At 31.5% G+C, this 13,512-nt stretch carries 14 protein-coding genes and 1 tRNA gene; 1 reads left to right on the top strand and 14 read right to left on the bottom strand.

All coding sequences use genetic code 11. The features are described 5' to 3' along the window. Positions 1 to 18: 18 nt before the first annotated feature. The 12 genes from M915_RS03645 to rsxC all read right to left on the bottom strand — a co-directional run bounded on the left by M915_RS03645 (position 19) and on the right by rsxC (position 9,755). Entirely contained in the window at positions 19 to 552 is a 534-nt protein-coding gene (locus M915_RS03645; protein ID WP_036729434.1) for an NYN domain-containing protein, read from the bottom strand. Further along, positions 539 to 1,255, bottom strand: coding sequence for a 23S rRNA (guanosine(2251)-2'-O)-methyltransferase RlmB (rlmB, locus tag M915_RS03650; RefSeq protein WP_036729436.1), 717 nt, complete (start codon positions 1,253 to 1,255; stop codon positions 539 to 541). Before rlmB ends, M915_RS03645 begins: the two co-directional genes overlap by 14 nt. Beyond that, the gene (gene thyX, locus M915_RS03655; RefSeq protein ID WP_009221932.1) at positions 1,252 to 2,019 is read right to left on the bottom strand and encodes an FAD-dependent thymidylate synthase; all 768 of its coding nucleotides are present in this window, start codon (positions 2,017 to 2,019) and stop codon (positions 1,252 to 1,254) included. The genes rlmB and thyX overlap by 4 nt, the downstream gene beginning before the upstream one ends. Next, on the bottom strand, positions 2,009 to 2,434 hold the full coding sequence (locus M915_RS03660; RefSeq protein ID WP_009221931.1) for a Mini-ribonuclease 3: 426 nt from the start codon (positions 2,432 to 2,434) through the stop codon (positions 2,009 to 2,011). The genes thyX and M915_RS03660 overlap by 11 nt, the downstream gene beginning before the upstream one ends. Continuing rightward, the gene (cysS, locus tag M915_RS03665) at positions 2,419 to 3,816 is read right to left on the bottom strand and encodes a cysteine--tRNA ligase (RefSeq protein ID WP_036729439.1); all 1,398 of its coding nucleotides are present in this window, start codon (positions 3,814 to 3,816) and stop codon (positions 2,419 to 2,421) included. Before cysS ends, M915_RS03660 begins: the two co-directional genes overlap by 16 nt. A 208-nt stretch (positions 3,817 to 4,024) precedes the next feature. Beyond that, positions 4,025 to 4,537, bottom strand: a complete 513-nt coding sequence (locus M915_RS03670) for an NUDIX hydrolase (protein ID WP_036729442.1) — start codon at positions 4,535 to 4,537, stop codon at positions 4,025 to 4,027. A gap of 157 nt (positions 4,538 to 4,694) precedes the next feature. Continuing rightward, a complete protein-coding gene (locus M915_RS03675; RefSeq protein ID WP_036729445.1) occupies positions 4,695 to 5,645 on the bottom strand; it encodes an RnfABCDGE type electron transport complex subunit B in 951 nt (316 codons plus the stop codon). A 10-nt stretch (positions 5,646 to 5,655) separates the two neighbouring features. Next, the gene (gene rsxA, locus M915_RS03680) at positions 5,656 to 6,234 is read right to left on the bottom strand and encodes an electron transport complex subunit RsxA (protein ID WP_009221927.1); all 579 of its coding nucleotides are present in this window, start codon (positions 6,232 to 6,234) and stop codon (positions 5,656 to 5,658) included. A 1-nt stretch (position 6,235) separates the two neighbouring features. Continuing rightward, positions 6,236 to 6,832, bottom strand: a complete 597-nt coding sequence (gene rsxE, locus M915_RS03685) for an electron transport complex subunit RsxE (protein WP_009221926.1) — start codon at positions 6,830 to 6,832, stop codon at positions 6,236 to 6,238. 11 nt (positions 6,833 to 6,843) lie between these two features. Then, positions 6,844 to 7,431 carry an FMN-binding protein gene (locus M915_RS03690; RefSeq protein WP_036729448.1) on the bottom strand — a complete coding sequence of 196 codons (588 nt, stop codon included), beginning with the start codon at positions 7,429 to 7,431 and terminating at the stop codon, positions 6,844 to 6,846. Next, a complete protein-coding gene (locus M915_RS03695) occupies positions 7,432 to 8,415 on the bottom strand; it encodes an RnfABCDGE type electron transport complex subunit D (RefSeq protein WP_009221924.1) in 984 nt (327 codons plus the stop codon). An 11-nt stretch (positions 8,416 to 8,426) separates the two neighbouring features. Then, positions 8,427 to 9,755, bottom strand: a complete 1,329-nt coding sequence (gene rsxC, locus M915_RS03700; RefSeq protein WP_036729452.1) for an electron transport complex subunit RsxC — start codon at positions 9,753 to 9,755, stop codon at positions 8,427 to 8,429. Between the two features lie 283 nt (positions 9,756 to 10,038). On the opposite strand from rsxC, the gene M915_RS03705 reads away from it, so the two are divergent. Continuing rightward, positions 10,039 to 10,124: transfer RNA gene (locus M915_RS03705), tRNA-Leu, on the top strand. A gap of 94 nt (positions 10,125 to 10,218) precedes the next feature. Here M915_RS03705 and coaE read toward each other — a convergent pair. Next, the gene (gene coaE / locus M915_RS03710; protein WP_009221922.1) at positions 10,219 to 10,821 is read right to left on the bottom strand and encodes a dephospho-CoA kinase; all 603 of its coding nucleotides are present in this window, start codon (positions 10,819 to 10,821) and stop codon (positions 10,219 to 10,221) included. Continuing rightward, a complete protein-coding gene (polA, locus tag M915_RS03715; protein WP_036729455.1) occupies positions 10,808 to 13,465 on the bottom strand; it encodes a DNA polymerase I in 2,658 nt (885 codons plus the stop codon). The genes coaE and polA overlap by 14 nt, the downstream gene beginning before the upstream one ends. Positions 13,466 to 13,512 lie beyond the last annotated feature (47 nt).

A 13,512-nucleotide genomic window follows, 5' to 3' on the forward strand; every position in this document is an offset into this window, starting at 1 on the left:
AATTAATAAGAGGAAATATTATTCCTTAATACTTCCTCTTATTTTATTTAATTTCCTTATTACTTCATCATCAAGCAATAATTCATTTTTATAATTTTTCTTTAGAGTTACAATGTTTTTATTTATTTTTTTCATTCCATTTTCAACCTCAACTTCAAATTCTCTCGCCGATATTCTAATTCCTCCACGAGATAAAATTATTTGCTGTTCTATGTTATCAGAGGTTGCAACTCTAATTTTTCTGACACGTCCCATTTCATCAAGCTGTCTCTCAATAAAATGATCCGCAGTTTCAAATTCCCTTGTAAACACGACTAAAATGTTATCATGCTCATATATGGCTCCCGGTGATTTTTTTACCATATATCCATCAAATACAAGTATAATTTTTTCTTGAATCACGTGAGAATATTCTGAAAGTATATCTATAAGTCTTTTTCTTTGATCTTCAAGATCTTCTCTATAATTTTTAAATACTTCCCATGAATTTATTATGTTATATCCATCTACAAATAGATATTCATAATTTTTAAGATACCTAATCGGCTTCATTTTGTTTTAAAACTTCTGCCATTAAAATTGATGCCGCACATGAAGCATTTAGTGAATTAATTTTTCCTGCCATTGGAATCGAAATTATTTTATCACAGTGTTTTCTGACTGCAGGTGAAAGTCCCTTGCCTTCATTTCCAACTACAAGCACAATTTTACCCTTAAGGTCGGATTTAAAATACTCCTCACCTTCCATATCCGCTCCGAATATCCAATATCCATTTTCTTTAAGCTTCTCTATTGAGTTGGATAAATTTGTTTCAATCACAACACTCACATTATCAATGGCACCTGCTGAAGTTTTATATACAACATCATTTACATATACACTTTTATGCTTCGGAATTATTATTCCTTTAAACCCAAAAGCTTCGGCAGATCTTGCTATTGCACCTAAATTATGCGGATCTTCAATTTTATCAAGTATGAGTATCTGATTTATTCCATTTAAAATTAAATCCTCAAGTGTAGAATATTCATATCCGCTTACAAGAGCAACAACTCCTTGATGGTTAGCCCCCTCGCTTAATTCATCAAGCTTCTTCTTGTTCAATTCTGTGATTAAAATATTTTGTTCCTTTGCCATAGCATATATCTTCTTCATAGAGCCTTCAAAATTTCCCATTTGAACATATAGCTTATCCGCTTTCTTATTCTTTAAAATTTCTATTACAGGATTTCTTCCATAAACATATTCTTTCATTCTTCACCTAATTTTTTATAATACTCTCTTATTTCTTTTGCTCTTCCACAACTCATAGTTCCTTCTTTACAAGGACCCTTTACACATGCAGGTCCGGAATCTTTAAATAAAATCGGACTTATCTTCTTACATTGTTTTAACATTTCCGTTGCTAATTGTCTTATCTCCCATTGAGCTCTTGTACAGCATCTTAAATCAAAGAAATGTATCAAAGTTCTAACATTCATAGTAAATACTATTTTAGTTTCACAAGCATTAGGAAATACATATCTTGCATCTTCAATAGAATCTTTTTCAACAAGGCGCCTTGCTTTTTTTTCATCCATTCCTCTATCAATTAACTTCTTAGCTTTATTTGCAATTAAAATTTCAGTTAATTTTTGATATGCCTTCTTATCATTTTCCATAATTTCTTTATAAATTGCAAGAGCTTCGCTATCCTTTTCAATTTCAGGTGGAATTATATACTCAAAATTGTCAAGTCTTACATATCTTTGTGACTGTTGAGAATAGCTTGCTATTCTATGCCTCACAAGTTGATGTGTAAGAGTTCTCGAAACTCCTTCAACAGCAAAAGTAAAACTTGCATGCTCAAGCGGTGATGCATGAGAAAAACTCATTAACATTGAAAGAAATTTATCTCTGCTCTCTTCCGTCATTTTTTCTTTAATTTCTCCAACTCCTACCGCAGAATAACACAACTTAGCCGCTTGTGCTATTACCTCTTCAGGATTGGGCGTGTGCGCAATAATTTCAACCTTCATTCTTATTCCCCTCCATTTTTTTAAAAAGTTCTAAAATTCTACTACCCCTATCTAAAAGATATAAATATCCAAATAGACACTCAAATCCTGTTGCCTCTCTATAATCTAAAACATCAGCATTTTTAGGCATTGTATGAGATTTCGCATTACGTCCTCTCTTATAAATAGCAATCTCTTCTTCAGTCAAGCTGTCTAAAATATTATGAATTGAATTTGCCTGTGCTTTTGCTTTTACATAACTTATTGCCTCAATATGAAGTTTCTTAGGATTTTTATTTTCACTTAAAATATATGTCCTAACTAAAAGTTCATACACTGCATCCCCTAAAAACGCAAGGGCAAGTGGTGACAGTTCCCTTATAGAATTCTCATCATATTTTTTTGAAAGTGCTAAAAACTTTAAGCTCTCTTCCATTTTGTACCTGTCCTTGTATCTTCAATTAATATATTCTTTGACGCAAGAATATCCCTTATTTCATCTGCACGCTTAAAATCTTTATTTTTTCTTGCATCTTCTCTTTCTTTAATTAACCTTTCCACTTCTTCATCTATATTTTCTCTTTCGAGCTCTAAAATTCCAAGCACCTTTGATAATCTTAATAATGTATTATAAATTTCATCGACTAATTTTTTATTTGAATCTTCATTTAACTCTACATTTATGAATTTTACAATATTATAAATTGCAGTTATTGCATCGGCAGTATTTATATCATCTTCCATAGATTCTTCAAAAAATTTAATTTCATCAGCTATAATTCCCAATTGTTTTTTATCTTCATCGCTAAATTCTCTATCTATGCAATTTTCCAAAAATTCTTCTAATTTATATTTAGCATTATAAATTCTCTCTAAACCGTTTTTAGTCTGTTCCATTATCTCTCTTGAAAAATTAATTGGTGATCTATAATGACAACCCAGTAAGAAAAATCGAAGTACTTCAAGATTAAATTCTTCCGATACTTCTCTAACTGTAAAAAAGTTTCCTTTAGACTTACTCATTTTCTCATTATCAACGGTAATCATTCCGTTGTGTAACCAAAATTTTGCAAATGGAACTCCATTACAAGTTTCAGATTGTGCTATTTCGTTCTCATGATGTGGAAATTGTAAATCTTCTCCACCGGAATGTATGTCTATTGTTTCTCCAAGAAGTGTCTTTGCCATAACAGAGCACTCTATATGCCAACCCGGTCTTCCTTCACCCCACGGTGCCGTCCAATATGGTTCTCCTTCTTTTTTTGCCTTCCAAAGAGCAAAATCAGCGGGATTTTTCTTAATGTCAGATACATCAACTCTTGCTCCGCTTATTAAATCTTCCAGTTTCTTATGAGATAATTTCCCATAGTCTTTTGCAGAATTAATATCAAAATATACATCTCCTTCTGATACATAAGCTGCATTCTTATCTATTAGGATTTGTATGAAATCTATAATTTGATTTATATGTTCTGTTGCACGTGGATTTAATGTTTCATAATCATATAAATGAAGTCCATTTGCATCCACCTTAAATTCTTTTATATATCTCTCCGCAACTTCCGCTACTGTAATTCCTTCTGCATTTGCCTTATTTATAAGCTTATCATCTATATCTGTAAAATTTACAACAAATTTTACATCAAGACCCTTATAAATAAAATATCTTCTAAGTGTATCAAATACAGTTAGAGGTCTTGCATTACCCACATGAATATAATTATAAACTGTAGGCCCACAGTTATACATTGTTACCAATCCATCTTTTAAAGGTTTAAATTCTTCTTTTTTTCTTGTAAGTGTGTTGTATAATCTCATAAATACCCCCATATAAAAAAAAGTCTCAATAAAGAGACGTATTATCGTGGTTCCACTCTAATTAAAACTTTAATGTCTATACGCCGACATGCTAAAACTCCACAAGTGCACACATGTATTCTCACTATATAATCTCTTTCAGCAAATAAGACTACTCTCTTAAAAGTTTAAATACAATCTCCTGCATCACAGTCATTACTATATAATTTTATCTTAAATAAGGAACCTTTTCAATATTCTCAAAAAATTTTTGATAATAATCAAGATAAATCATCTCATTATTTTTTATTAAGTCACAAATTTCAGACTTGGTTGCTATTTTAACATCTGCAACTTCTTCTTTTTGTAGCACTATTTCTTTTAAATCAATATCTCTTTCAATCAAATAAATGTAAAAGATACAGTAATTTTCAGTTATAATTCTCTTTAATTTTATTAAATCATTAGAAATATCTATTCCAAGTTCTTCCTTCGCTTCTCTTATAAGACCTTGCTTGGCATCTTCTCCTGCTTGAACAGATCCTCCTAATGAACAATACCACATATTCGGAAATAACTTTTTATTTGAACTTCTCTTTTGAATTAAAAAAGTATCTTCTCCACATCTGATCCATCCTTCGACAATTAAATGATATTCTCCATTTAATAAAGGTTGTCCTTTTCTTACAACTTTATTCTTTTTTTTACCTTGTTTATTATAAATATCCCAAAATTCAGCCATAAAAACTACCACCTTTAATAACATTATAACCATTAATTCTCATTTAGTAAATTACATTATTATAAAGACTTTCATTTTTATCATAATTTCAAAATAACTCTTTACATAAAAATATAAAAGCACCTTTACAGTGCTTTTATATAAATTATTATTTAGATTAATTCAAAACTTTTTCTTTAGTATCAGAATTGACAATTTCTGCATTAGCTTTTTCTGCCGCTTCTTGTTGGGCTCTTTTAGCTTCTAAAAGTTCTTTCTTTTTCTTTTCCGCTTCGAGTCTTTGTCTTTCTTTCATCTTTTCCACTCTTTCAGGATATTCACAGAATATGGCCCCTGTCGGACATTTAGAAACACAAATTCCACAATTTATACACTTTGTATAGTCAATTCTTGCAAGATTATCAACCACATGAATTGCATCTTTAGGACAATTCTTTTCACATAACTTACAAGCAATACATCCTACAGAACAATTAACTCTGACATCTTTTCCGACATCATTTGAATGACAATCTACAACTGTCTTTGCCTTATAAGGTATTAAATCTATTAAATGTTTTGGACATATTTCTATACACTTCTTACATGCAACACATTTTTCTTTATCTACCTTTGCTACCCCGTCAACTATATGAATCGCATCAAATTCACAAACCGTTACACAAGTTCCGCCTCCGACACAACCATAGTTACATGACTTTGAACCTCTTTGAAAATCTGAAATCAGCCTGCAATCAACCAATCCATTATAATTATATTTTTCTTTAGCTTTACCGCAAGTTCCTTGGCAAAGTACATTCGCAACCATTTTATCTACATTTTCGGCGTTTACACCCATTACATCTGCAATACAGTCTGCAACCTCTTTACCTCCTATAGCACATGCTGTTACCGGAGCCTTACCGTCGGCTATTGCTTGTGCAAGTCCGTCACATCCCGGAAATCCACAGGCTCCACAGTTTGCTCCCGGAAGAACATCTCTAATTGCTGTAACTTTTTCGTCCACCTTCACAGCAAATACTTTTGATGCTATTGAAAGTACCACGCCAAATATTGCTCCAATTACCGCTAATATTATCATTGGAAGTATTATTAGTTTAAAATCCATATTCTACCCCCTATACAAGCCCTGAAAATCCTGAAAATGCAAGAGCCATAAGTCCTGCACTTATTAATGCAATAGGAACTCCCTGCAATGCCTTAGGGACATTCGCAAATGCAAGTCTTTCTCTAAGTGTACTCATAAGTACTAATGCAAGCGTAAAACCGATTGATGCTCCTAATCCACTAAATACAGTTTCAATTAGATTATATCCATTTTGAACATTAAGCACTGTTACTCCAAGAACTACACAATTTGTAGTTATAAGTGGAAGATAAACTCCCATTGCCGTATATAGTGCAGGTGATGTTTTCTTAATAACCATTTCTACAAATTGCACTAATGATGCAATAACTAAAATAAATACTATTGTCTGTAAATACTCAAGTCCAAATTTATTTAAAATAAATACTTGTAAACACCATGTAATAGCAGATGCTATTACTACTACAAAAGTTACCGCAACTCCCATTCCAACTGCAGTTTCTGTTTTTGAAGATACTCCAAGAAATGGACATATACCTAAGAATTGAGCAAATATATAGTTATTTACGAGAATTGTAGAAACTAAAATCGTTATAATATTATTAAGCATACTATTCCCCCCTATTTGCTAAAATTCTTTTAAATCCGGCTATTAGAAATCCAAGAAGTATAAATGCGCCTGCCGGAGCTCCCATCAGTCCTATTCCGGGATATGACGCCGGAAGTATTTGTTTCTCTAAAAGAGTTCCATATCCAAATAACTCTCTTATAAGCCCCATACTGACTACTGCCAATGTGTATCCAAAACCTGTTCCCAGACCATCAACTAAAGATGGAATTAATTTATTTTTATATGCAAATCCTTCTGCTTCTCCAAGTATACAACAATTTACAACTATTAAAGGTAAAAATATACCCAATGCTCCATAGATCGCAGGTGCATAAGCATGTAAAACCATTTGAACAAGAGTTACGAATGTGGCAATTACAACTATAAAACATGGAATTCTGATTTTATCAGGTATTACATTTCTTAAAATTGACACTACTCCATTACTCATTATAAGTACAAATGTTACTGCAATTCCCATTGCAATTGCACTTTGTAAAGTATTCGTTATCGCAAGAACACTACAAAGTCCTATTAACTGCATAAATATGGGGTTGTTTTTTATTATACCGTTTATAAAAACCTGTCTTAGTTTCATTTAATTCCCCCCTATTTATTTTCCTTTAAAAACTCATTATACGCTGAAAGTGCAATATTATCTCCAACTAACACCGCTTTTGATGTAACTGTAGCTCCACTTATCTGAAGAACTTCATCTTCCGCCTCAGGAGATATATTTATTTTAAGTTCTCCTGTTGCAGACTTATCATTATAAGAAGAATAATATTTTTCTTCTTCTATTTGAGTTCCAAATCCTTTGGTTTCAGCATTAACTATATTTCTAAACCCTGCTATTCTATCACTTTCAGATATTATTCCGATAGCATTTGTCATTGCTCCGCCAAATCCGCTAGTTGTAACATTAATTCCATATCCGACAACTTCGCCTGATTTTGTTGCAACAAATATATTTAAAACTTCAGGATATACATTTTGAATTTCTGCTAATTTTTCTTGATCATACTCCTCAAATTCATCTGCAATTTCTCCAAATATAACTTTGTATGATTCTAATGTGCTTTCAAGCTCGGCTTGTGCAATTATAGGAGCTGTAAATCCATTTACCACAGCTAAAAGCCCCGCTGACAATGCACAAAATAAAAGTAAGATTATTCCAAATTTTACAGGTTCTTTCATTTATTTCGCCTCCCCATAAGCACTTGTTCTTGTAAGTTTATCAATTAGTGGAGTTGCAACATTCATAAGACATATTGAATATGATACTCCTTCCGGAAGTGAACCCTTAACTCTTATTACAGCAGTTATAATTCCACATCCTAAAGCAAAAATTATTTTTCCTCTATTATTCATAGGCGTTGTCGTATAATCCGTAGCCATAAATATAGCTCCAAGGAAAAGTCCTCCTCCAAATACTTCATAAGGAATTATTTCTGCCGGAATTCCGAATATAAATAAAAATACTATTGTCGTAATTACATATACTAAAGGTATTCTGAAGTTTATTACTCCTCTAACTACAAGATATATGCCGCCTATTAAAAGCAATATTGCTGACGTCTCTCCTATTACACCTGATATGTTTCCTATTATCATGTCTTTCAAAGCCGGTAAATTTGTAAAATCTCCCGCCTTAATAAGTTGTAACGGTGTTGCCGATGTTGCCGCATCTACTGCAACTTGACGAACAGGCGCTACATAATCCGTCATCTTTTTCGCCCAAGATGCCATTATAACTATACGAGCTGCAAGCGCAGGATTCATAAAATTGCAACCTATACCGCCAAAACATTCCTTAACAACTGCAATAGAGAATATAGATCCGAATGCCGCCATCCACCATGGTGCAGTTGCCGGTAAGTTAAATGCAATTAAGATACCTGTAACCACTGCAGATAGATCTGCAATCTGAATTTCTTTGTGCATAAATTTTTGAAATACATACTCCGTAGCAACACATGAAATTACACAAATCATAACAAGCATCAACGCTCTTAACCCGAAGAAATAAACACTTCCTGCTAATGCAGGTATTAATGCTATTATCACATCAAGCATTATCCTCTGAACAGAATCTTTTGACCTTAAATGAGGTGCAAGAGAAACAAAAAACTCATTGCCCTTTAATGTTGCGGGCTCTTTTACTATTTTTTTATTTTCCATTATCGCCCCTCCTATCTCTTAACCCTTGATTTAATTTCACGTTTTGCAAGCTTTACAGATTGAGTAAGATTTCTCTTTGCCGGACAAACAAATGAACAAATTCCGCATTCCATACATTGATCTGCATGAAGTTCATCACAAAAATCAACATTTCCTTTTAAGATTGCAGCATTTATATCTGTAGGGTTAATGTTTGCAGGACAATGATCTACACATCTTGAACATCTTATACAAGGTGTTTCTTTTGTGTTTTCTATTTCTTCATCCGTAAAAATTAATAGACCTGAAGTGGTTTTTGTTATAGGACTGTTTAAATCAAACACTGATTTTCCGGTCATTGGACCTCCACAAATTATTTCTATGAAATTATCCTTTAACCCACCACAAAAATCTATTATGTCTTTCACAGGAGTACCTATCTTAACTAAAATATTTTTTGGAATATTAATTCCGGATCCGCTTACAGTTATAACTCTTTCATAAGATGATCTTCCCTCTATCATAGCTTCATAAAAAGCAAGCGTAGTTCCAACATTTGTCAAAAATACACCAACATCATTAGTTACACCGTTTTGCGGCACTATTCTATTAAGTACAGCCTCTGAAAGTCTTTTTGAATCTCCTTGAGGATATTTTGTTTGACAACCAACAACCTTCAAATTACTCCACTTTGGATTCTCATGTATTTTCTTTTCCATTATTTCTATCGCATCAGGCTTATTTTCTTCAATTGCCATATACGAAACTTTATTATAGAAATCTGCAAATATTTCAAGACCTGATAATACTTCTTCAGTCTTTTCAACCATAATTCTATGATCACAAGTTAAGAAAGGTTCACACTCCGCTCCATTTATAACACATTCATCAAGCGCGGGATTTTCACTTCTAAGCTTTGCATGTAACGGAAAACCTGCTCCTCCCATACCTACAAGACCTTTGTTTTTAACAAAAGAAATAATTTCATCCATAGATTTTTCTCTGTAGTTAAGCATAGGTTCAGGCTCAACAACCTCATTCTTACCGTCGTTTTCAATAACTACACAGTCACAATATCTTCCATCTGCAGTGTACATTTTTTCAATAGACTTAACAGTACCGGAAACAGAGGCATGTACTGCTGCTGATATGTATGCTTCTGAATTTCCTACAACCTGTCCGACTTTAACTATGTCTCCTTTTTTTACAACAGGACTACATGGTGCGCCTATATGCTGACTCATTGGTATGTAAACAATTTCAGGATCAGGCATTCTCTCAATTGGCACATGCTCAGTTAAAGTTTTATGTTCGTCCATATGAACTCCACCCACAGAAAATGTGAGATTCCTTGAACTCATAAACTTCACCTCTTAAATTAATTTATAATTGCTTCACAATAATTTTATTATAACACTTATTTTTTATAATGTATATTGAATATATTGAAAAAATAACAAATTTACCCTTATACTAAATTGATAAAGCTATATGACTTTGTTCAAATTCAGCCATTTGACAGCAAAAAAACTTTGTTATTTTTTTATTAAATAATTCTACACTGCGAAATCATAAAATCGCTTTCACATATAATTGAATTTAAAAATAGATTTTTTATTCGTAATGATGTATAATTAATACATTGCGGAGGTGCTGGAATGGCAGACAGGCATGTTTGAGGGGCATGTGCAAGTAATTGCGTGAGGGTTCAAGTCCCTTTCTCCGCACCATATTATTCATATTTTATTATGTTTTATAAAATGGGTGATACAAAAACATATTTTTAATTTATATAAAAAAGACTCGGGATATACTCCGAGTCTTTTATTTTAATTTTTCTATTTCATTTAAAATTTGTATTTTTAAATCTTCAACACTATTTTCGTTAATCAGAACTATATCTGAATATTTTTTCTTTTCTTCAACACTCATTTGTGAATTTATTTTTCTTAATGCATAGACTTCATCTATGGAATCTCTTTGCATAAGCCTTCTAAGCTGAACCGCCTTGTTTGAATATATAAGCCATATCATATCAGGCTTGAAATCATACTTATATAATTCTCCTCTCAATTCAATCAATAAAGGTATATCTACAAATATAAGTTTTTCGCTGCTTTTTTTTATTTCAAAATTTATTTTCTCAAAGACTCTTTTGTGTGTTATGTTATTTAGAATCTCAAGCCTTTCTTTATTTCCAAAAACATAATCCGCTAATTTCTTTCGATTTAATTTACCATCTTTAAAAAACTCAACTCCAAAAGCATCTTTTATTTCATTTAAAATCAAATCTTCTTCTAAAATTTCATGCGCTATACTATCTGCATCCACTACAAAGTAGCCCATTTCTCTTAAAATATCTGTTGCTAAACTCTTTCCGGTTGCAATACTTCCTGTTATTGCAATAACTTTTTTATTTTGAGTCATATAAACTACTTCCTGTCTGCATGTCCACTTTTAATTTAACAACCATCTCAACTGCATTTTCCATTATATTTCGCATTAGTTTTTTCACTGTTTCAACTTCATCTTCTCTTGCATCTACTATTAACTCATCGTGAATCTGCAATATTAATTTTGATTTTAAATTATTTTCTTTTAATGCCCTGTAAACTTTAACCATGGCAATTTTTATAATATCCGCTGCCGATCCCTGAATTGGAGTATTAATTGCAATCCTCTCTCCAAAACTTCTAATGTTAAAGTTTTTTGCGGAGAGCTCCGGAATATATCTCCTTCTATTTAAAATAGTTTTAACATAACCATTTTTCTTTGCAAGTTTTACTTCTTCAGTCATATAATTTTTTATTCCGTCATAGGTTAAAAGATAATTTTCAATATATTCCTGCGCCAGCTTTCTTGGAATATTTAGGTTTTGTGATAGACCATAATCTGAAATTCCATACACTATTCCGAAATTGACGGCTTTTGCTCTTGATCTTAACGACGGTGTTACATCTTCAAAATCAACTCCAAAAACCTTGGCAGCAGTTCTTCTATGAATATCATCATCATTTTCAAATGCACTTATCATATTCTCATCTTTCGAAATATCGGCAAGCACTCTTAACTCTATCTGTGAATAATCCGCATCAACAAGCACACACCCCTCTGACGATAAAAATGCTTTTCTTATAAGCTTGCCCTCATCCGTCTTTATCGGAATATTTTGAAGATTGGGATTTGTTGATGATATCCTTCCTGTAGAAGTTATCGTTTGATTAAAATGAGAATGTATATGACCTGTTGCAACATTTATTAACTCTTTTAATCCTTCAACATAAGTTGATTTTAATTTTGCAAGCTTTCTATACTCAAGTACATCATCTATAATATCTCCATCTTTTTTTAACTTCTCAAGTACATCTGCATTAGTTGAATATCCTGTTTTAGTTTTTTTAAGAACAGGATATCCGAGTTTATCAAATAATATAAATCCTAATTTCTTAGGAGAATTTATATTAAACTCCTCCCCCGCCTTTTCATAAATATCATTTTCAAGGTTTAAAATTTTATTATCTAAATCAATTCCAATTTCATCTAAAATAGCATTATCTGTCCTAATTCCAATTAATTCCATGGAACTTAAAACTTCTATGAGCGGAAGTTCAACTTCAAAATAAAGATCATCCATTTCCTGCTTTCTTATTTTTTCAAGTTGTACATCTCTTAATTTATATACACTATTCAAGTAAAACGCAAAATATTTACACAATTCATCATATTTTAAATCAGAAAATTTTATCTTCTTTTTACCTTTTCCAAGTAATTCTTCCAAATCCTTATAACCTCTGCTGAAATATGTGTTTGAAATATTATTTATATCATAATTCGATTCTGTGGAATTTAAAATATATTCTGCAATTTCACTATCATGAGTATAATTTTTTATGTTAATATCAAAATTCAAAAGAGTAATCATATCTTCTTTTAAATTATGTCCTAATTTTTCTATGTTTTCATCCTCAAAAACATCTTTAAATTTTAAAATATCTTCTTTACAATCAATTTTTATTATGCATGCAGCTTCATTTGAAACTTTAATTGCAATAAAATTAGGCATAATTCCTTCATAGATTTTACCATCAGATATTATTTTAAACGCAAAAGACTTTGAATTTTTAATTTCAAAGATAATATCATCTATACTCATATTTCTATACTCAAAATCGTCACTTGATGTTTCAACTATATTCTCTTTCTGATATTCAACCGGCAATCTTTGTAATAAAGAATTAAATTCATATTCTCTATATAATTTTGAAAGCTCATCAAAATTATAGTCTGCATATGCAAAATCGTCTATTTCCATATCTAGAGGAACGTTTCTTACAATAGTTCCCAGCTTTTTGCTCATAAACGCCTGCATTTTATTAGTTTCAAGGTTTTCTTTCAACTTTTTCCCTGAAATATTATCTATGTTGTCATATAAATTTTCAATATTTGAATATTCATGAATTAATTTCAGCGCAGTTTTTTCTCCTACTCCGGGTACTCCCGGAATATTATCCGAATTATCTCCCATAAGTCCTTTTAAATCTATAAATTGTTTTGGATTAATTCCATAACTTTCTTCAATACTTTCTACAGAAATTATTTCAAGATCCGTAATTCCTTTTCTGGTCAATAAAACTTTTGTATTGTCATCAACAAGCTGAAAATAATCTTTATCTCCGGTAAGCAAAATCGACTCATAATTATTTTCCGATGCAATTAATGAAATTGTACCCGCTATATCATCCGCCTCATAAATTGGTGACTCTAAAGTTTTAATATTCATTAAACTTAAAATTTCTCTTACAATCGGAAATTGTTGTTCAAGTTCAGATGGAGTCTTCTGTCTTGTCCCTTTATAATCCTTGTAAATATCAGATCTAAAAGTTTTACCTTTCATATCAAAACATACTACAACATTATTTGGATTTATTTTTGAAATTGCATTTTCAAGCATCATAATAAAACCATATATTGCATTTGTATAAATTCCTCTCTTAGTTTTTAAAAGCGGCAAAGCATAAAAAGCTCTAAAAAAAAGAGATGAACCATCTATAATAAGTATTTTCTTTTTCACAATATCACTCCCTAACACAATTATACATTAAAGTTTATATAATGTCA

Origin of the sequence: Peptoniphilus mikwangii, assembly GCF_000468535.1 — a bacterium.
Lineage (GTDB): Bacteria > Bacillota > Clostridia > Tissierellales > Peptoniphilaceae > Anaerosphaera > Anaerosphaera mikwangii.